This is a genomic window from Niallia tiangongensis, from assembly GCF_044704065.1.
GTDB classification, from domain to species: domain Bacteria; phylum Bacillota; class Bacilli; order Bacillales; family Cytobacillaceae; genus Niallia; species Niallia tiangongensis.
Genome location: NZ_CP162613.1, coordinates 1,341,309 through 1,362,422 on the forward strand (window position 1 = coordinate 1,341,309; position 21,114 = coordinate 1,362,422).

Sequence of the window (21,114 nt, forward strand, 5' to 3'; positions counted from 1 at the left end):
CAGCTATTATAAAGAAGAAGGGAAACCTTCTTTTTTTCTTTGTTTTTAATATACTGTATATTGCGAAAAATGGTATGATAAAACGATACAAGTGAAACTTTTGTGAATGTTTAGTAAAAAGGAGTGAGATTGAATATGAAGGATCAGCTAAAAAGACCACTAAGGGATTTACGCATCAGTGTTATTGATCGCTGTAATTTACGGTGTCAATATTGTATGCCTAAAGAAATTTTTGGTCCAGATTATCCCTTTCTTCCTCCAAGTGAATTATTAACTTTTGAAGAGATAGAAAGAATTGCAAAACAGTTTGTTCAATTAGGCGTCGAAAAAATTAGATTGACTGGCGGAGAGCCATTGTTACGAAAGGATTTGCCCGCGCTAATTGAAAGACTTGTCCAAATAGAGGGTGTTCATGATATTGCTTTAACTACGAATGGGATTTTTCTTCCAAAATATGCGGATGATTTGAAGATGGCTGGTCTCAAGCGAGTTAATATTAGCTTGGATAGCATTAATGATGAATTATTTGGGACTATGAATGGTAGAAATGTAGGCGTCACTCCTGTTAAAAAAGGAATAGAAGCAGCTAAAAAAGCTGGCTTAGGAATTAAAATAAACATGGTAGTAAAAAAAGGGATGAATGATTCAGAAATAATTCCGATGGCAGCCTATTGTAAAGAAAATGAATTAGAGCTTCGGTTTATTGAATACATGGATGTTGGTAGTACGAATGGATGGAAGATGAAGGACGTCATTACAAAGAAAGAAATCTATATGAAATTGCAAGAATCCTTTGAATTGGAGCCGGTAGAGGCTGATTACTTTGGAGAAGTAGCCAAAAAGTATCAATACAAAGACTCCAATGTGCTTGTAGGCTTTATTACCTCCGTTTCCGAATCCTTTTGCTCCAGCTGCACAAGAGCGAGGCTATCTGCTAATGGTCAGTTATACACATGCCTTTTTAATGAAAATGGTCATAGTATTCGGGACTTTATTAGACAAGGGGTAGATGATTCAGCATTGTCAGCTGTTATTAAAAACATCTGGGAACAACGAACAGACCGTTATTCAGATGAAAGAACGGAAGAAACAGCAAAGCAACGAAAAAACATAGAAATGTCCTATATTGGTGGATGAAGTTTAATCCAATAATAAATACTTTTCAAAGGTGATAAAAGTGGTGGAAAAAAGAATTCCGATATCTGTAAAAGAAGCTGTTACTAGAGTAATGCAATTCGAAAAAGAGGGAAAAAAAGAAGAAGTATCTATTTATGAATGCAATGGACGGTTTTTATGTGAAGATATTGTAGCGAATCATGATGTCCCTTCCTTTGATCGTTCTGCATATGATGGTTTTGCCATTCGTTCTGTTGATTTGAAAGGGGCAAGCAAGGAAAATCCAATTACCTTATCAGTCATTGATGAAATAGGTGCAGGTCAAGTCTGTCAAAAAAGAATTGGCGAATATGAGGCTGTGCGAATTATGACAGGCGCCATGCTTCCTAGTGATTGTGATGCAGTAGTAATGTTTGAAGTAGTAATCGAAGGCAGTGAAAATACCCAGCCCTATATAATAATTGATCATGAAGTGGAAACAGGAACCAATCTTTCTTTTCAGGGAGAAGACGTGAAAAAGGGTAAAACACTAGTGGAAAAAGGAACAAAAATTAATCCGGGTATTATGGCACTCCTAGCTACATTTGGCTATGCGAAAGTTCCTGTTGCAAAAAAGCCAATTGTCGGTATCTTTGCTACAGGAACGGAATTATTAGAAGTCGACGAGCCATTAGAAAAAGGAAAAATCAGAAACAGTAATGCCTATATGGTAATGGCGCAAATAGAAAGAGCAGGGGCAACACCTGTCTATTTTGGAAAATTACAAGATGTATTTACAGAAAGCTATGAAGCGATGAAGGAAAAGCTTGAATCGGTAGACGTGTTAATTACAACCGGTGGAGTTTCGGTTGGCGATTATGATTTGCTGCCAGCTATTTATAGGAAACTTGGGGCTGAAGTGCTTTTTAACAAAGTGGCGATGAGACCTGGGAGTGTGACAACGGTTGCTCATCTAGATGGCAAACTATTATATGGTTTATCAGGGAATCCGTCAGCTTGCTATGTTGGATTTGAAATTTTTACAAAACCAATCATTAGAAGATATCTATTTTCTTCCAAACCGCATTTGCAATCTGCATCTGCAATATTAGGAGAAGATTTTTTAACAGCGAATGCTTTCACTCGTTTTTTCCGTAGTACGGTGAGTTGGAAAGAGGATGGATTATTACATACGGTACCAAGCGGGGTGGATAAATCGAATATAGTAACAAGTCTTGCCTTTGCCAATGCATTAACGATACTTCCTAGTAATTCTACAGGTTATCAAAAGGGAGAGCGTGTTAATGTTCTATTATTGGAAGAGGAAGCAGGATCTGAATGGCCATGGAATTAACAAAGCAGGGGTAGGAATCAGATAAAAGGCAATTTTCCATTTAAAGGAGGTGAATGGATGGAATTTAAGCAAATAAAACCGAAAAAGATTTACGAAGAAGTAGCAGATGCTCTGTATGAAGCAATAAAAAAGGGACAATTTAAGTGTGGAGAAAAATTAGCCTCTGTTCAACAATTAGCTGATAACTTTCAGGTTAGTCGTTCCGCAATTAGAGAAGCGTTAACCGCTTTAAAAGCAAAGGGATTAATTGAACTAAAGCAAGGGGAAGGAACATTTGTAAAAACATTTCATCCAGAGGAAGTAGTGTTTTCTTTTCCACAGGCCGTTCTTATGAATAAGAAGGATGTTATGAACTTATTAGAAGTAAGAAGAATGATTGAAACAGGAACTGCAAAAGCTGCTTCAAGAAATCGAACAGAGCAGGACTTAATAGGAATGGAAGCAGCGTTAGAAAAAATGCAAGAGGCAAATGGGGGAGAGGAATTAGGAGAAACTGCCGATTTGGAATTTCATCTTGCTGTAGCTAAAGCAACTAATAATGCATTGCTTGTAAATCTATTGATGAATGTATCCGAACTAATGCAAGAAACAATGAAAGAAACAAGGCGGATTTGGCTATATTCCAGGCAGACAACGATGGCTCAGCTTTATAATGAACATTTGCTCATCTACCAAGCTATTTTCCATCAAGAGGAAGAAAAAGCAGTTAGTGCCATGCATCAGCATCTAGAAAATGTTGAGAGTATTTTAATCAAATATTTTGCGAAAGAGGAAAAGGTGACATAAAGAATAGCAGAGAAAAGGTTATTTTATCATGGTATTTGGAGTTTATCCTATTAGTTAATAGATTTGTATTTTTTTGAAACCGCTTAATATATGTTTTGGTAAGTCATCAGATGACCTGTTCATTAGATAATTTACTTTGGATTTTGAAAACCGATAAGAGAATGCTAGTTCTAGGAAAAATGAAGAAGTATAGATTATGAATAGAAAGTGGGGGATTTAGAATGAAAGTGACATTATTTGCTACATGTCTTGTCGATATGTTTCAAAGTGATGTTGGGAAAGCAACGGTTGAACTATTAGAAAGATTAGGATGCGAAATAGATTTTCCAACAACACAAATATGCTGTGGGCAGCCATCCTATAATAGTGGCTATGTAAAGGAAACGAAGGAAGCGATGAAAACAATGATGAAGACCTTTCAGAATGCAGAATATATTGTATGTCCGTCTGGTTCTTGTGCCTATATGTTTCATGAATATGAGCATATTTTCAAAGGGGATCCGGTATGGGAGCCAATTGCAAAGGAGCTTGCCACAAAGACATTTGAATTAACGCAATTTATTGTGGATGTCTTAAAAATAGAAGATGTTGGGGCAACTTTTCACGGGAAGGTTACCTATCATACATCCTGTCATATGACGAGATTGCTAGGGGTTAAAGAAGCTCCTATTAAGCTTTTAAAAAATGTTCGAGGGGTAGAATATACCGAATTGCCATTAAAGGAGAATTGCTGTGGGTTTGGGGGGACTTTTTCGGTAAAAATGAGGCAAATTTCAGAACAGATGGTGGATGAAAAGGTTGCTTGTGTTGAATCAACCAATGTTGAATATATAGTTAGTGCAGATGCAGGCTGTTTGATGAATATTGGAGGGAGAATGGATCGAAAGGGCAAAGCAATAAAAGCTTTACATATAGCAGAGGTATTAAATAGTCGAGCATAAAAAGGGGGGATGAATAGCGATGTCGATGAAAACAAGCTCACAAAAATTTAAGGATAGAGTTTCAACAGAACTCGACAACGAATTTATGCGCGGTGCCGTATCAAAAGCACAGCAAACCATTCAGGCAAGAAAAAATAATGTAACGGAGGCAATGGGGAATTGGGAGGAATGGCGGTCCCATGGAGAAGAAATTCGCCAGCATGTATTAGAAAATCTAGATTACTATTTATTCGAACTAAGTGAACAGGTAGCAATACGAGGAGGTCACGTCTTTTTTGCGAAAACCGCTGAAGAGGCAAGTGATTATATTGAACAAGTAGCTATAGAAAAAGAGGTGAAAAAGGTCGTAAAAGCAAAATCGATGGTAACAGAAGAAATCTCCTTAAACAAAAAGTTAGAGGAGGCTGGATGTGAGGTCATTGAAACGGATTTAGGTGAATATATTTTGCAGGTGGATGATCATAATCCTCCTTCCCATATCGTTGTACCAGCCTTGCATAAAAACAAAGAACAAATCCGTGACGTGTTTACAAAAAAATTAAACTACACCAATACGGAAAAACCAGAAGAATTAGCATGGCATGCAAGACAGGTGCTTCGTAATGAGTACCTAACAGCGGATATGGGGATTACTGGCTGCAATTTTGCTGTGGCAGAAACAGGATCAATTACGCTTGTAACGAATGAAGGAAATGCGGATTTGGTAGCAGCTCTCCCAAAAACACAAGTCGTCGTCATGGGAATGGAACGCATAGTCCCTACTTTTTCCGAAATGGAAGTATTGGTTGGAATGCTAACGAGAAGTGCTGTTGGGCAAAAATTAACTAGCTATGTAACAACGTTAACTGGCCCAAGAGAAGATGGGGATGTGGACGGACCGGAGGATTTTCATTTAGTTATTGTGGATAATGGTCGCTCGGATATTCTTGGAGGAGAGTTTCAATCTGTCCTGCAATGTATACGTTGTGCAGCCTGTGTAAATGTTTGTCCTGTATACAGACATGTTGGTGGGCATTCCTACGGTTCTATTTACTCTGGACCAATTGGGGCAGTTCTTTCTCCCTTGTTAGGTGGCTATGAGGAGTATAAGGATCTACCATATGCTTCTACTCTCTGTGGGGCATGTACAGATGCATGTCCAGTTAAAATTCCACTGCATGAACTGTTGCATAAGCATAGACAAGTAATTGTGGAAAAGGAAGGAAAAGCGCCAATCTCTGAAAAAATGATATTTAAAGCGTTTGGTATCGGAGCATCTTCACCAAAACTATATAATATTGGATCTAAAATTGCCCCTGCAGTGACAAAGCCATTAGCAAAAGGAGATAAAATTACAAAAGGTGTTGGCATGTTAAAGGAATGGACAGATATTCGCGATCTTCCTGCACCAAATAAAGAAAGATTCCGTGATTGGTTCAAGAATCGAGAGAAAGGGGAAGATAAAAAATGACGGGGATTATCCAAAACAGGGAAGCTTTTCTTGAATCAATTGCTTCTAGATTAGGCAGACAAAGAAAAACAAAGCTAGAAAAACCTCGTTGGGCCTATCATCCACAAGAAGAGGTACTTAAAGAGGCAACGAAGGATGAATTGGTGAAGGTTTTAAAATCGCAATGTGCGCTTATTCATACAGATTTGATTATTACTTCTCATAAGGAACTCACCGATACACTGCATCAATTAATCAAAGGGTATGGTGGAGGGAATATTGTTACATGGAAGGATACTCGTTATCAACAATATGGACTCGAAGAACTATTTAAGGTAGTGTTACCCAAAGAAAATATCGAGGTATTTGAGTGGGACGCTTCATTAGCAAAAGAAAATATTACAAAAGCGGAACAGGCGAATATTGGGATTACCATAAGTGAAATTACTTTAGCAGAATCAGGTACTGTTGTTGTTTATAGCGGAAAGAATCGTGGAAGAACGGTCAGTTTTTTACCTATAAACAGCGTGGTTATTGTTCCAAAAAGCACCATTGTTCCAAGGATGACGCAAGCTGCAAAAATCTTACGAGAAAAAGTACAAAACGGAGAAGTGCTTCCGTCTTGCATTAACTATATTACAGGACCAAGTAACTCTGCTGATATTGAAATGGATTTAGTTGTCGGTGTCCATGGACCAGTAAAAGCTGCTTATATAGTGGTAGAAGATTTGTAGATGAGCTATTTGTGAAAATTTCTGACACCACTAGATAAATGCCTCATATGATGTTGATGGTGAATGATGAATTCTCTATCTTTATGGCTTAATGATGCGGAATTTTTCCATGAAGATAGAGGATTAAGGTTTTCTTGAGAAGAATGAATAACAGCAAAAAATTATATATTGTCCAAAGCACAGGAGAAATGATTGAAAATTAACGGATATGATCCAAAGCAAAGGAGATATGCTCCAAACCACAAAAGATTTAATCGAAAAATAGCATATATGATCCAAACACATTCCAACAATCGTCATCTAAAATAGAACTATTCCAATCATCTAATTAATTTCATCGACCTATTACTTGGTTTATTGTCAGAAAAATAAGAAAACTATCACTTTTATGAAAAAGTGTTGATTTTATGTGCAGTAGTTTTTATAATAAGAGAATCTTAGATTAATAATTATAAATAAAAATGATTAAATATACATTCGTTTCAATCGAAAGGAGGAAGTCATGAAGGCGGCTATAATTGGTACAACTGGCTATGGTGGTGCAGAATTAATTAGAATTTTGCATAGTCATCCATTATTTACAATTAAGTCTGTACATACAACAAGAGATGAAGTCCCAGTATGGAATGAATATCCCCATCTATTTAACATTATGGAGAACAAACTAGAACAAATTAATCCAGAAAAAATAGCAAAAGAATGCGATATTGTTTTTTTTGCTACTCCTACAGGTGTATCCGGAAAGTTGGTTCAAGAATTCGTAGATAAAGAGATACAAATGGTCGATTTATCTGGGGATCTTCGATTAAGGAATACAGATGATTATCAAAAATGGTATAAAAAAGAGCCTGTTTCAGCTGAGCTTGTCAATAGCTTTGTATATGGGCTTTCCGAATGGAATAAGGAAAATATCGCTACTAGTAAGAGAATTTCGAACCCAGGGTGTTATCCCACTGCAACTCTCTTAGGATTAGCACCAGTAGTGAAGGAAAATATGATTTTACCAAATAGTATCATTGTTGATGCTAAATCTGGTATCTCTGGAGCGGGAAGGAGTCCGTCCAGGGCTAATATGTTCGCTGAAATGAGTGAAAATTTTAAAATTTATAAAGTGAATCAACATCAGCATATTCCAGAAATAGAGCAACAATTAACTGATTGGAATTCCGAGATGCAAGCTATTACTTTTTCTACCCATCTATTGCCGACAAGCAGAGGGATAATGGCAACTATATACGCTACATTAAATAAAAGTGTAACAAATGAACAAATGCATGAGTTGTATACGGAAATGTATAAAAACAGTCCTTTTGTACGGGTAAGACCACTTCATACCTACCCTTCGATAAAAGAAGTAACAGGCTCCAATTATTGCGATATTGGAATAAATGTGGATGAACGTACAGGAAGGTTAACGATTGTATCCGTTATTGATAATTTAATGAAAGGGGCTGCGGGTCAGGCCATTCAAAATGCAAATGTGATGAATGGCTATGAAGAAACAACTGGATTACAGTTTCTGCCGCTTTACCCATAAGGAGGAGCCTACGTGCAGGTTATTAACAATATTCATGAACATTCATCACATATTGAAGTAATAAAGGATGGGAGTATCGTCACCCCAATTGGCTTTAAAGCTGCTGGAGTGCACGCTGGACTTCGATATAACAAAAAAGATATTGGCGCAATTATAAGTGAGGTTCCAGCAAATTGTGCTGCTGTATATACAACAAGTCATTTTCAAGCTGCACCTTTAAAAGTAACGCAAGAATCTATTGCAAAGGAAAAGCAAATACAGGCCGTGGTAGTTAATAGTGCATGTGCAAATGCATGTACAGGAGAGAAAGGCTTAAAGGATGCCTACCAAATGAGAAAAATAATGGCAGACTATCTTCAAATCAAGGAAGAATATGTTGCTGTTTCATCTACAGGTGTAATTGGTGAATATTTACAAATGGATAAAATTGAAAAAGGTATTAATAACTTTATTTTTGATGCCACGCTGAAAAATGCGGAAGCCTTTCAAGAGGCAATTCTGACTACTGATACAGTAATGAAGAAATGCTGTTACGCCGCTAGTATTAATGGGGTTACTGTAACAATGGGAGGAACAGCAAAAGGATCGGGAATGATTCATCCTAATATGGCAACAATGCTTGGGTTTATTACGACAGATGTAAATATTTCGTCTGAAGTTTTACAAAGCGCTTTAAGTAAAGTAATTCCAACAACTTTTAATCAAATTACAGTGGATGGAGATACATCTACAAATGATACGGTGTTAGTTATGGCAAATGGGATGGCGAAAAATGAAGCACTTACAGAAGATCATCCTGATTACCCGATCTTTTTGGAGCTTCTTTCTACTACATGTGAGAGTCTTGCTAAGCAGATTGCTAAAGATGGAGAAGGGGCAACGAAGCTAATAGAGGTAAAGGTTTCAGGAAGTAATAATGACGAGGAAGCACGCGTTATTGCTAAACAAATTGTTGGATCCAATTTAGTGAAAACAGCAATTTATGGATCAGATGCTAACTGGGGAAGAATTATCACTGCTATCGGTCAAACCAAAACAGCAGTTAATCCTGCAAGAGTAGACATAGCGATTGGGGATATCATCATGCTGAAGGAAAGTGAGCCACAGTCCTTTTCAGAGCAAGCTGCAATCGATTACCTAAATCAGGATTTTATTCAGATATTTGTAGATTTGCATAATGGAGATGGCCAAGGAAAAGCATGGGGCTGCGATTTATCTTATGATTATGTCAAGATAAATGCTAGCTACAGAACCTGAGGTGATAATCGATGAAAACCATTGTTATAAAATGTGGTGGAAGTGTAATCGATCAACTAACTTCAGAATTTTTTACTAGCTTAAAAAAGCTGAAGAATAATGGCTACCAGTTAGTATTTGTACATGGTGGCGGTCCAGACATTAATGAAATGCTTGATCATTTTCAAGTGAAAGCAACATTTCATAATGGGCTTCGTAAAACAACAAAAGAGGCACTAGAAATTGTAGAGATGGTTCTTTCTGGAAAAACAAATCGCAAATTGGTTCAGTTGTTAAGGGAGAACGGCTTAATTGGCATTGGTCTTAATGGAACAGACGATAATTGTATAAATGCTTCTATTATTGATGAAGAAATGCTTGGTTTAGTAGGGGCTGTTTCGAAAGTGAATACAAGGCTGATTTCATCCTTATTAGAGGAAGACTTAATTCCAATTATAACCCCTATAGGGATTACAGAGGATGGAAGGAAACTAAATATAAATGCAGATTATGTTGCCTCAGCAGTTGCTAAGTATTTACATGCGGAACAATGTCTCTTTGTTACAGATGTAGCAGGAATCCTAATAGATGGAAGGCTTCAATCCATAATGGCACATGAGGAAATTAATCATTTTATCGAAACTGGTCAGATTAGTGGTGGAATGATTCCAAAGGTCACATCTGCCATAGCTGCCTTAGAAAGTGGTTTAAATAGTGTAATGATTGTATCAGGAAAAAAACAATTTTTTGATGGGGAAGAATTACTTGGAACAAAAATCGTTATGAAAGAAGGGATTGTAGAATGAGTCATTTATTCCCAACCTATTCAAAATGGGAAATTGAGCCTGAATCAGCTAAAGGAAGCTATTTATATAGTAAGGATGGTGGCGTTTATTTAGATTTTACTTCAGGCATTGGTGTCTGTAATTTAGGTCATTGCCATCCGGAAGTAAAACAGTCTGTGGAACAACAATTAAGTAAGTTTTGGCATGTTTCAAATCTTTTTCCAATAGAATTGCAGGAAAAGGCAGCAGAACTGCTAACAAATGCGTCAGGTTTAGATCTTGTTTTCTTTGCAAATAGTGGGGCAGAAGCAAATGAGGCAGCTATTAAGCTAGCCAGAAAGGCAACGGGAAAAACAAAAATTCTTACGTTCATGCAATCCTTTCATGGCAGAACATTTGCAACAATGTCAGCAACGGGTCAAGATAAAATCAAGCAGGGATTTGGTCCAATGCTAGATAAATTTGAATATGTTCCTTTTAATGATTTAGAAGCATTAGAACTACAGTTAACAGAGGATGTTGCGGCAGTGATGCTTGAGGTAGTTCAGGGAGAAGGCGGAATTTTTGTAGCTTCGAAAGATTTCTTACAAGGAGTAGAAACTCTTTGCAAAGAAAAGGGTGTTTTGCTAATAATTGATGAAATTCAAACAGGAATTGGCAGAACAGGAAAAGCATTTGCTTTTCAGCATTTTGGAATTAAACCAGATATCATCAGTGTTGCAAAAGGGATGGCAAATGGTATACCAACAGGTGCTATTGTTGCAGATGGAAAGCTAAAAGAATTTTTCGGACCAGGTAGTCATGGAACAACATTTGGAGGAAATCCATTGGCAATGGCAGCAGCGGCGAAAACAATGGAAATCATATTTCAGCAATCCTTTTTAGAAGATGTTCAAAAGAAAAGTGAATGGGTTATTAGCCTTCTAAAAGAAAAGCTAGCTGGAAATCAACTGGTGAAGGATATTCGTGGATTAGGATTAATGATTGGCATTGAATTGGATATGCCAGTAGCTTCGATTTTAGGAGAATTAAGAAAAGAAGGATTAATCGTTTTAAATGCTGGAGAAAAGGTTATACGATTATTACCAAGTCTTAATACTCTACAGGAAGATTTCGAAAAAGCAATGGAGATATTAGAGAAAAATTTATATATTCATGCAAAAATAACAATCTGATATGTATTTTTTTGCATGATGATGTATAATTATAAGAAATAAAGAGTAACTATACATTCATTATCGAGGTGTAAACACAATGGAAGGTTATCTGCACTTAAGCAATGGTATGAAATATAAAGGCGATTTTGCCATAGATGGAAAAGTCAAAGAGGTAAAAGGAGAAATTGTTTTTTTTACTGGAATGACGGGTTATCAGGAAGTATTAACTGACCCTTCTTATAAGGATCAAATAATCGTCTTTACGTACCCGCTGATCGGAAACTATGGTATCAATGTTGAAGATTTTGAGAGTAAGCAGCCACATGTAGCAGGTGTTATTGTTTATGAATCGAATAGGGAGGCTTACCATTATCAGGCTGAATATTCTTTACAAGATTATTTAAACAAATGGGATATACCGATGCTAACACATGTGGATACTCGATCTATTGTAAAAAATATAAGACAATCGGGTTCCATGCCTGCAGTGATGACAGCAGAAAGAGAGATTACTAGTAATACCTTTTCTTTAAAGGAAGATGGGAAAGTAGCAAAAGTTTCTGATATGAATTTTAAAACATATGGACAGGGTGAATATCATATTGTCCTCGTTGATTTTGGAAAAAAGGAGAGTATGTTAACTGCATTATTAGAACGTGATTGTAAAGTGACAGTAGTCCCATATAATACAGAATTTACACGTATAAAATCAATGCAGCCTGATGGAGTTCTTCTTTCCAATGGACCGGGTGATCCGAAGGAATTATTGGGGATTTTGCCAACTATTAAAGCCTTGATTACGCATTATCCAACACTTGGTATTTGCTTAGGACATCAGCTTGCAGCATTAGCGCTAGGTGCAGAAACTACCAAACTATCATTTGGTCATAGAGGAGCCAATCATCCAGTGATGGATCGAAAGAAAAAGAGGGTGATTATGTCCTCACAAAATCATAGCTATGTAGTGAAAGAAGACAGTTTATCTGCTACGGGCTGTAAAGCAAGATTTTATAATCTTCACGATGGATCGGTAGAGGGACTGTCTCATAGCATTTATCCATTACAAACCGTACAGTTTCATCCAGAGGCAAATCCAGGTCCTTCTGAAGGTTGTTATATATTTGATGAATTTATAGAAAACGTTAAAGCGAATAATGGGAGAGTTTTTGCATATGCCTAAAGACATGACGATAAAAACGATACTTGTAATAGGATCAGGACCAATTGTAATTGGTCAGGCAGCAGAATTTGATTATGCTGGTACACAAGCATGCATGGCTTTGAAGGAAGAAGGATATAAAGTCATACTTGTTAATAATAATCCAGCTACGATTATGACAGATGAAACATTTGCAGATTCGATTTATTTTGAACCATTGACAGTAGATGTCTTAGAAATGATTATTCAAAAAGAAAAGCCTGACGGAATCCTTGCAACTTTAGGGGGCCAAACAGGATTAAATCTAGCATTTCAACTTAGTGAGCATGGCATTTTAGAAAAGTATCAAGTGAAATTACTAGGAAGCTCTATCGAATCGATTAAAAAAGGAGAAGATAGAGAAGCGTTTAGAGAATTAATGTATCAATTAAACGAGCCTGTGCCAGAAAGTAAAATTGTTCATAAAGTCGAAGAAGCTGTAGATTTTGCAAATGAAATAGGCTTCCCCATCATTGTACGCCCTGCATATACGCTAGGGGGAACAGGTGGTGGTATTGCTGAAAATATGGAAGATTTCACTAGTCTTGTAGCTGGTGGTTTGAAAGAAAGTGCAATTGGTCAATGCTTAGTGGAAAGAAGTATTGCTGGCTTTAAGGAAGTAGAATATGAGGTAATGCGCGATAGCATGAATACATGTATTACCATTTGCAATATGGAAAATATCGATCCAGTTGGAATCCACACTGGTGACAGCATTGTTATTGCTCCATCGCAAACGTTGACAGATGTAGAATATCAAATGCTCCGTTCTGCTTCTATTAAAATCATTTCTGCTTTAGGAATAATTGGCGGATGCAATATTCAATTTGCATTAGATCCGAACAGTAAGAAATATTATTTAATTGAAGTAAATCCAAGAGTGAGCAGATCATCAGCCCTAGCTTCTAAAGCTACTGGCTATCCGATTGCAAGAATGGCTGCAAAATTGGCAGTTGGTTACACACTAAATGAACTGATAAATCCAGTTACTGGCGACACATTTGCAAGTTTTGAACCTGCATTAGATTATGTAGTGGTAAAGATTCCTAAATGGCCATTTGATAAATTTCCAGCTGTTTCAAGAAAACTAGGAACACAAATGAAGGCAACTGGAGAAGTAATGGGGATAGATCGGAATATGGAGCGGGCTTTATTAAAAGCAATTCGTTCCCTTGAAATAAAAGGAAACGATTTAACGCTACCTGGATTAAACGAAATGACAGTTGAAGCGTTATATGCAAAAATGCTGGAACAAACCGATGAAAGATTTTTTGTAATTCTCGAACTTATTAGAAAGTCAGAGTCCGTTACTAAAATCCATGATTTAACGAAAATCGACTTGTTTTTCCTGCATATTTTTAAAAGATTAATAGAGATGGAAAAAGAAATAATCAGTTCTTCACTCCAAACAGTAACAAAAGAAGCTTTATGGAAGTGGAAAGAAAAAGGGTTTAGTGATGCCTTTTTAGCCAGTGCTTGGAATTGCTCAGAAAAAGAGGTTCGAGAAAAGCGTAAGCAATTTGCTGTGCTTCCTATTTATAAAATGGTGGATACATGTGCTGCTGAGTTTGAAGCAAAAACAAATTATTATTATTCCAGCTTCTATGGAGAAAATGAACAAAAGAAAAGCGACCAACGAAAAGTGCTTGTTATTGGTAGTGGACCAATAAGAATTGGGCAGGGAATTGAATTTGATTATTGCTCCGTTCATGGAGTATTTGCTTTAAAAGAAGAAGGAATTGAAACCATTATTATTAATAATAATCCTGAGACCGTTAGTACGGATTTTGCGACTGCAGATCGCCTGTATTTTGAGCCATTAGTAGTAGAGGATATTATGAATGTAATCGAATCAGAAGGTATTAAGGATGTCATTGTCCAATTAGGTGGTCAAACAGCACTTAATGTTGCAAAAGAGCTAGAAGCATATGGTGTTCATATTCTGGGATCAAACAGCAGTACCATTGATGTGTTAGAAGATCGGGATTTATTTTATAAGCTTTTAGAAGAAGAAGATATTCCGCATATTCAAGGAGATATAGCGGAAAGTGAAGCGCAGATTGTAGAATCAGTCAAGAATATAGGTTTTCCAGTTCTAATCCGTCCATCTTACGTTATTGGTGGCAAAGGAATGGAACGTATAAATGATGAAGAAGCTTTACAATTATATTTGCAAACAGATGTACCATACCCAGTTCTTGTTGATCAATTTATGGAGGCATCTGAGGCAGAATTGGATTTGGCTACTGATGGAGTCGATATTTGTGTTCCAACTATTATGGAGCATATTGAGAAAACAGGTGTACATTCAGGAGATAGTCTATCTTTATTGCCTGCTAGAAATTTATCGTTAAACATAAAAGAAAAAATGATTACTTATGCTAAAAAAATTGTAAGACATACAGGATATAAGGGGTTAATGAATATCCAATATATTATTAATAAAGAAGAGGTTTATGTTCTAGAAGTTAATCCTCGTGCTAGTCGAACGGTTCCGATTGTAAGTAAAGTAACTGGGGTACCATTAGTACAAATTGCGACAAAAATATTGCTTGGGAAATATACCTTCACTGAAGAAGAAAAGGTATTTACCGATGATATTGAATTTACTTGTATTAAGTATCCTGTTTATTCCAATTATGCTTTAAAGGGCTTAGATTCTAAAGTAGGACCAGAAATGCGTTCAACAGGTGAGGGGATTGCACTTGCTTCCACTGTTGAAGAGGCATTGAAAAAAGTCTTTCATCCTACCTTAAAGAAAATCCCGAAATTTGAGATGAAAGTAGTTGTAAAATCGACAGAAGATTTAGAGGCGATTTATAAAGTGGCTGAACAGGTACAGCTTTCTGTTGAAATTGCTGATAATAATACCGTTGAATCGTTATTAGCGGATAAGAGAACAGTTGCCTTTTATAATCCAACAAATTTAAAAGAAGATAAACTATCTCGTGAATTAGCGACAAGAAATCGGATTATTACTTTTACTCAAAAGGAAAGCTTAGAGGCATTTATTACCTCCTTCAAAGGAAATGAATTAACTGTTCATTCTATTCAGGAATGGCATGAAAATATAAGAAAAGGAGTGAGTACAGTATGATGATTGCATCAGATCTGAATTTAAAGGGAAAAGATTTATTAACATTAGCTGATTATTCAAAAGAAACGATTCTTGAATTACTCGATAAGGCGAAGACAATAAAGGAAGCACACGTAAATGGAGAATTATTTGCTCCTCTTAAAGGGAAAACATTGGGAATGATATTTGAGAAATCATCTACGAGAACAAGAGTATCCTTTGAAGCAGGAATGCATCAGCTAGGAGGTCATGCCCTTTATCTAAATAGTCGTGACCTTCAAATCGGCAGAGGAGAAACTATTTCTGATACCGCAAAAGTACTATCACAATATGTGGATGCGATTATGATTCGCACATTTTCTCACACAATTGTGGAAGAATTAGCAGAACATGCAACAATCCCAGTTATTAATGGGCTAACGGATTTATACCATCCTTGTCAGGCATTGGCAGACCTCCTTACTATATTAGAAGTAAAAGGGACTTTAAAAGGTTTAAAGCTTGCATACATTGGTGATGGAAATAATGTTGCCCATTCCTTGCTCGTAGCATGCTCAAAAGTAGGGCTTGATATTTCCATTGCTACGCCACAAAATTATGAAGTAGATGCAAAGGTGGCCGAATTAGCCCATTCTTTTGCTGAAGCAAGTGGCAGTAAGATTGTACTTACAAATGATCCAGTGGAAGCTGTCCAAAAAGCAGATGCAATTTACTCGGATGTATGGACTAGCATGGGACAGGAAGAGGAAAACGAACAGCGTTTAAAGGATTTCCAAGGTTTTCAAATTAATGGAGAATTAGTGAAGCATGCAAAAGCTGATTATATCTTCTTACACTGTTTACCAGCCCATCGAGAAGAAGAAGTAACAACGGAAATTATTGACGGGAATCATTCATATGTCTTTCAACAGGCAGGAAATAGATTGCACGCTCAAAAAGCACTATTAGTTGAAATATTAAAATAAATTGTAAAGAGAAAATCCTATTTCTTAAAAGGCTGTTAACAAATGTAGTATTCGTTAACAGCCTTTTTTTATGTTGTTTACGTATTCATGTAATAGCATGCTCTAATAATGAAAAAGTATTTACGCTTACCAGTTATTATTTTCCGTAATGTTCATGCTAAAAAGGGCAATAATAATAACCAGTTAAGTAATACGTATTTCTGTTCGTATTTACTTAACTTCTGAATTGGTAATGGATAGCTAAAGGAGGAGTTTATTTTGGGTCAAAATAGACAGTTTCGTCCAGGGCAAAAGGCACCAAACAATGGTTTATATATAGAAATTGGTGAAACAGGAAGTAACGTAAATAACCCTCAAATGTTAAAAATGAAAGCAGGAGATCGCTTTCCAGAAACATCTAACCATAATCGATTATGGACATACCAAAGAAAACCTTAATAAGGGATTTTCTTATGAATAGGTAATTTGTTGGTTTCATTTGGGCAAGTCAAGATTAGCTTGAATTTTAGACACTTTGTTGATTGGAACGGAGATCAACAAAACAGTTAAACGGTTTTAATAAAAGGGATTTCTCTAAAAGAGTAAGCTTCATGGTAAATATCTCCCCAGAGATATCACTATCTTGAATATAACTCTTTGTATAAGAGAGATCCCTTTACATATGGATAATTTATACTATAATAAAAACAAAGGTCAAAAAAGGTCAAAAAGGAGTCTTGTAAAATGAATGTAGAACAGATGACAGAACGAGTCCAATTAGCAATAACAGAAGCGCAATCCCTTGCAATTAAGGAAAGTCATCAAGAAATAGATGATATCCATTTGTTTTTGGCTATTCTTCATCAGCAGGATAATTTATTGACTTCCATACTACACAAACTACAAATAGAACCGAATAGGATTCTGGATAAATTAACGGAAGAATTAAAGAAAAAGCCACAAGTATCTTTAAGTGGTTCCGAGCCCGGAACGGTCTATATAACTGCTGGTTTGCAACAGCTTCTAACGAAAGCAGAAGAAGAGATGACTGCATTGGATGATGAGTATTTGTCAGTAGAGCATCTAATTCTCGCCACATATAAAGTAAAACAATCAACAGTAGGAATGATTTTCAAAACAGAACATATTCCATTTGAAAAAATAAAAAATTCAATAAAAGAGATAAGGGGGACACAGAGAGTGACTAGCAAAAATCCCGAAGTAACATATGAAGTACTTAGTAAATATGGTCGAGATCTCGTGGATGAAGTAAAGCTGGGGAAGCTTGACCCAGTAATTGGGCGAGATAATGAAATCCGGAATGTAATCCGAATTTTATCAAGAAAAACTAAAAACAATCCCGTTTTAATTGGTGAACCTGGTGTGGGCAAAACAGCTATTGTGGAAGGGCTGGCACAACGAATTGTCCGAAAGGATGTTCCAGAAGGATTAAAGGATAAAACGATATTTTCTTTAGATATGGGGGCATTAGTGGCAGGAGCTAAATTTAGAGGAGAATTTGAGGAGCGTTTAAAGGCTGTTTTACAAGAAGTGAAAAATAGTGATGGACGTATCATTTTATTTATTGATGAATTGCATACGATTGTTGGGGCTGGTAAAACAGATGGAGCAATGGATGCAGGAAATATGCTTAAACCGATGCTGGCAAGAGGGGAGCTTCATTGTATTGGTGCCACAACATTAGATGAACATCGCCAGTATATTGAAAAAGATCCTGCACTAGAGCGTCGTTTTCAGCAGGTTCTTGTTTCGGAGCCAACAGTTGAAGATACGATTGCTATTTTAAGAGGGCTAAAAGAAAGATTTGAAATCCATCACGGTGTGAATATTCAAGACCGTTCCATTATTGCAGCAGCAACTTTATCTGATCGATATATAACAGAACGCTTCTTGCCAGATAAAGCCATTGATTTAATTGATGAAGCATGTGCGATGATTCGTACAGAGATAGACTCCATGCCGATTGAAATTGATGAACTTACAAGAAAAATCATGCAGCTCGAAATTGAAGAAGCGGCATTACATGGGGAAGAAGATATCCAAAGTAAAGAGAGACTGGCTGTTATTGCAAAAGAACTAGCCAATTTAAGGGACCGTTCCAATGCATTAAAGGCTAAATGGCAACGTGAAAAAGATGCTTTGCAATCCATTCAGGAGAAAAAAGAACAGCTCGAACGGAAAAAGAGAGAGTTGGAGGATGCAGAAAATAACTATGATTTAAATAAAGCGGCTGAGTTAAGACATGGAAGTATTCCAAAATTGGAAAAAGAAATTAAGGAAATGGAAGAACAAGCGAAACAAGAGCAGGAAAATCGTCTTCTTCGAGAAGAAGTTACAGAAGAGGAAATCGCTAATATAGTTGCTAGATGGACAGGTATTCCTGTATCCAAATTAGTAGAGAAAGAACGAGAAAAGCTTTTACGCTTAGAAGCCATTCTGCAAGAAAGAGTGGTTGGGCAATCAGAGGCTGTAGAGCTAGTCAGTGATGCTGTATTAAGAGCAAGAGCAGGAATAAAGGATCCGAATAGACCAATTGGCTCCTTCTTATTTTTAGGACCTACTGGGGTTGGGAAAACAGAACTAGCCAAAACATTAGCAGCAACCCTTTTTGATAGTGAGGAGCAAATGATCCGTATTGATATGTCTGAGTATATGGAGAAACATGCTGTATCTCGTTTAATTGGAGCTCCTCCAGGATATATAGGGTATGAAGAGGGTGGTCAGTTAACGGAAGCGATTAGAAGAAAGCCTTATTCTGTTGTTCTATTAGACGAGGTGGAGAAAGCACATCCAGAGGTATTCAATATTTTGCTTCAAGTTCTTGATGATGGAAGAATTACAGATTCAAGGGGGAGGACGGTTGATTTTAAAAATACCGTAATTATCATGACATCTAATATTGGTTCCCATTTATTATTAGAAACTGGAGAAGCAAATGAGATTCCGGAAGAAATAAGAGATGGAGTCATGGCACAATTAAATGGTCATTTTAGACCAGAGTTTTTAAACAGAATTGATGAAGTTATCTTATTTAAGCCTTTAACATTAGCGAACATTAAAGACATTGTTTCTAAGCTTATTGTTCAGCTACAAGCACGACTTACTGATCAGCATATCACCATTGAAATGACAGAAAAGGCGAAAGAATTTGTGGCGAAAAATGGCTTTGACCCTAAATTTGGAGCAAGGCCACTTAGAAGATTTTTGCAAAAGACGATTGAAACATTGTTAGCGAAAGATATAATTGGAGGGGAAATAAAAGAAAAGGATCATGTTCAGATTGATGAAGAAAATGAACATATTGTTATAAAACGTATGGAATAAAGTGTTTTCCCTAGTCAAAGCAGCCTAAATATAGTAAGAAAACCATTATTTAGGCTGCTTTTTACAATTGAAAAAACATAGGTTTTCTGATTTGCGTCTAGCACCTAGCACTTATCTTATTTGTTAGAATACTAAAAAAGGTGTATAAATAAAATACACGAACAAGGGAATAATTCCGCTATTTGTGTATATTATTTAAACACCATTTACTCTTTCAATGACATGCCCTTAATGGGAACCTTCTTCATGAGTAGGTTCATCTGGAATAAGTGCTGATAGAATGAAAACTAATACGGAAAAGACAGCCGTTAGAATCAGCCCCATTGAAAAGTTAAAAGGAACCCCATTCATCGAACCAACAACATAAACTAACATTTGAGCAAGTAAAAATGTCCAAAAAATTGTCATTATGTAACGCAACCGAAATCACCTCTTTATAGCTTGCTTATCATACTCATCTTACCACATAGTAGATAAATAATAAATGTGAATGATATAGCTTTCTTAAATTCTTCACTATTTCATTATATAAATAGTCTTTCCACCTATGCAATGTCCATTCTTCAGGGTGTAAGATGAGAAAAATCAATGTCATTTGGTCATGTAACTCCGCATTTCTTCTTGGAATATAGGCAAACTCCCTTACATTTTAATAAAAGAGACATACATTATTAAAAGGAAAATGCTAAAAAGGAGTTTTTAAGATGGAGAACCGGAACTTCCAGTTAGATACCGAATGGAACATGATACACTATCCTCATCGACCTAATGGTTTCGGTATCTTAATTATTGGAGACGAAAGGAATTTTGTAACAGATACAAATAGCTTTTGGAACCAAAATGAGGGGAAGAGAACCTTAATTGAATCATTACGGAATAATGGGTATACCATTTTTTATTCCAATTTATATGGGAAAAATTGGGGAAGTGAAAAAGCTTTACAGTTGGCTAAAAGACTATATGAACATATTATTCGTACAGAAATACTGAATCACAGAATTCATATTATTGCAGAAGGAATGGGAGCATTAACTGCTATTCGCTTGATGATGGAAATGAAGGATAATATTCGTTCTGTTGTTTTGTTAAACCCTATTCTATCTTTAAAAGAACATTTAGAAAGGGAAAAAGAGCATAAGTTTTTTATTAAGAAATTAACAAATGAAATCAGTATTGCTTTTAATACAAATAAGCATGAATTATTGGATTTATTAAAGGATAAGAAGGAGTACCAGTTAGAAGAGACAGACACACCAACAAAAATTATTCAAATCTTGCATAATGGTAGATCCTATTATCAATCCCATGCTTTAAAAAAAGCATCTGTTATTTGGGAAGAAAAAAATCTGCCCATTTTCGTATCCTATGTTTTACCAGAAAAACGAAGTGCGATGCCGAAACAAATAGCCTCATTTTTTAGAAAGTATGAAAAAAGACTTTGAAAGAAAAGATGTTGTTCAAACAGCATATGCTAATTGAATAACATCTTTAGTTTTT

The 21,114-nt window shown here is 36.2% G+C and carries 17 protein-coding genes; 16 read left to right on the forward strand and 1 reads right to left on the reverse strand.

What is annotated here, in order from left to right; all coding sequences use genetic code 11:
- The first annotated feature begins 135 nt into the window (after positions 1-135).
- The 15 genes from moaA (at position 136) to clpB (ending at position 19,617) form a co-directional block, all read left to right on the forward strand.
- Entirely contained in the window at positions 136-1,137 is a 1,002-nt protein-coding gene (gene moaA / locus AB3U99_RS06470; RefSeq protein WP_400246473.1) for a GTP 3',8-cyclase MoaA, read from the forward strand.
- Between the two features lie 40 nt (positions 1,138-1,177).
- Positions 1,178-2,449 (forward strand): gephyrin-like molybdotransferase Glp, encoded by a 1,272-nt coding sequence (gene glp, locus AB3U99_RS06475; protein ID WP_400246475.1) that lies wholly within the window; start codon positions 1,178-1,180, stop codon positions 2,447-2,449.
- Between the two features lie 57 nt (positions 2,450-2,506).
- Positions 2,507-3,235, forward strand: coding sequence for a FadR/GntR family transcriptional regulator (locus AB3U99_RS06480; RefSeq protein ID WP_400246477.1), 729 nt, complete (start codon positions 2,507-2,509; stop codon positions 3,233-3,235).
- Between the two features lie 221 nt (positions 3,236-3,456).
- Complete coding sequence (locus tag AB3U99_RS06485; RefSeq protein WP_400246479.1) at positions 3,457-4,176, forward strand: (Fe-S)-binding protein; 720 nt, start codon at positions 3,457-3,459, stop codon at positions 4,174-4,176.
- Positions 4,177-4,195: 19 nt separating this feature from the next.
- The gene (locus tag AB3U99_RS06490) at positions 4,196-5,626 is read left to right on the forward strand and encodes a LutB/LldF family L-lactate oxidation iron-sulfur protein (protein WP_400246481.1); all 1,431 of its coding nucleotides are present in this window, start codon (positions 4,196-4,198) and stop codon (positions 5,624-5,626) included.
- Positions 5,623-6,339 carry a lactate utilization protein C gene (locus AB3U99_RS06495; RefSeq protein ID WP_400246483.1) on the forward strand — a complete coding sequence of 239 codons (717 nt, stop codon included), beginning with the start codon at positions 5,623-5,625 and terminating at the stop codon, positions 6,337-6,339. Before AB3U99_RS06490 ends, AB3U99_RS06495 begins: the two co-directional genes overlap by 4 nt.
- 502 nt (positions 6,340-6,841) lie before the next feature.
- On the forward strand, positions 6,842-7,876 hold the full coding sequence (gene argC / locus AB3U99_RS06500; protein WP_400246485.1) for an N-acetyl-gamma-glutamyl-phosphate reductase: 1,035 nt from the start codon (positions 6,842-6,844) through the stop codon (positions 7,874-7,876).
- Between the two features lie 12 nt (positions 7,877-7,888).
- Positions 7,889-9,133, forward strand: coding sequence for a bifunctional ornithine acetyltransferase/N-acetylglutamate synthase (gene argJ / locus AB3U99_RS06505; protein WP_400246487.1), 1,245 nt, complete (start codon positions 7,889-7,891; stop codon positions 9,131-9,133).
- Positions 9,134-9,144: 11 nt separating this feature from the next.
- The gene (gene argB / locus AB3U99_RS06510) at positions 9,145-9,918 is read left to right on the forward strand and encodes an acetylglutamate kinase (RefSeq protein WP_400246489.1); all 774 of its coding nucleotides are present in this window, start codon (positions 9,145-9,147) and stop codon (positions 9,916-9,918) included.
- Complete coding sequence (locus AB3U99_RS06515) at positions 9,915-11,072, forward strand: acetylornithine transaminase (RefSeq protein ID WP_400246491.1); 1,158 nt, start codon at positions 9,915-9,917, stop codon at positions 11,070-11,072. The genes argB and AB3U99_RS06515 overlap by 4 nt, the downstream gene beginning before the upstream one ends.
- 79 nt (positions 11,073-11,151) lie before the next feature.
- Positions 11,152-12,234: a carbamoyl phosphate synthase small subunit gene (locus tag AB3U99_RS06520; RefSeq protein ID WP_400246493.1), complete on the forward strand. Its 1,083-nt coding sequence runs from the start codon at positions 11,152-11,154 to the stop codon at positions 12,232-12,234.
- Positions 12,227-15,349: a carbamoyl phosphate synthase large subunit gene (locus AB3U99_RS06525; protein WP_400246495.1), complete on the forward strand. Its 3,123-nt coding sequence runs from the start codon at positions 12,227-12,229 to the stop codon at positions 15,347-15,349. The genes AB3U99_RS06520 and AB3U99_RS06525 overlap by 8 nt, the downstream gene beginning before the upstream one ends.
- Positions 15,346-16,293 carry an ornithine carbamoyltransferase gene (argF, locus tag AB3U99_RS06530; RefSeq protein ID WP_400246497.1) on the forward strand — a complete coding sequence of 316 codons (948 nt, stop codon included), beginning with the start codon at positions 15,346-15,348 and terminating at the stop codon, positions 16,291-16,293. The genes AB3U99_RS06525 and argF overlap by 4 nt, the downstream gene beginning before the upstream one ends.
- Before the next feature lie 258 nt (positions 16,294-16,551).
- Positions 16,552-16,731, forward strand: a complete 180-nt coding sequence (locus tag AB3U99_RS06535; protein ID WP_400246499.1) for a YjzC family protein — start codon at positions 16,552-16,554, stop codon at positions 16,729-16,731.
- 285 nt (positions 16,732-17,016) lie between these two features.
- Entirely contained in the window at positions 17,017-19,617 is a 2,601-nt protein-coding gene (clpB, locus tag AB3U99_RS06540; RefSeq protein ID WP_400246501.1) for an ATP-dependent chaperone ClpB, read from the forward strand.
- A gap of 228 nt (positions 19,618-19,845) precedes the next feature.
- On the opposite strand, the gene AB3U99_RS06545 is transcribed toward clpB, so the two are convergent.
- Positions 19,846-20,025 carry a YjzD family protein gene (locus AB3U99_RS06545; protein ID WP_400246503.1) on the reverse strand — a complete coding sequence of 60 codons (180 nt, stop codon included), beginning with the start codon at positions 20,023-20,025 and terminating at the stop codon, positions 19,846-19,848.
- Between the two features lie 296 nt (positions 20,026-20,321).
- Here AB3U99_RS06545 and AB3U99_RS06550 point away from each other — a divergent pair, with 296 nt between their 5' ends.
- Positions 20,322-21,059 carry a hydrolase gene (locus AB3U99_RS06550; protein ID WP_400246505.1) on the forward strand — a complete coding sequence of 246 codons (738 nt, stop codon included), beginning with the start codon at positions 20,322-20,324 and terminating at the stop codon, positions 21,057-21,059.
- Positions 21,060-21,114: the final 55 nt, after the last annotated feature.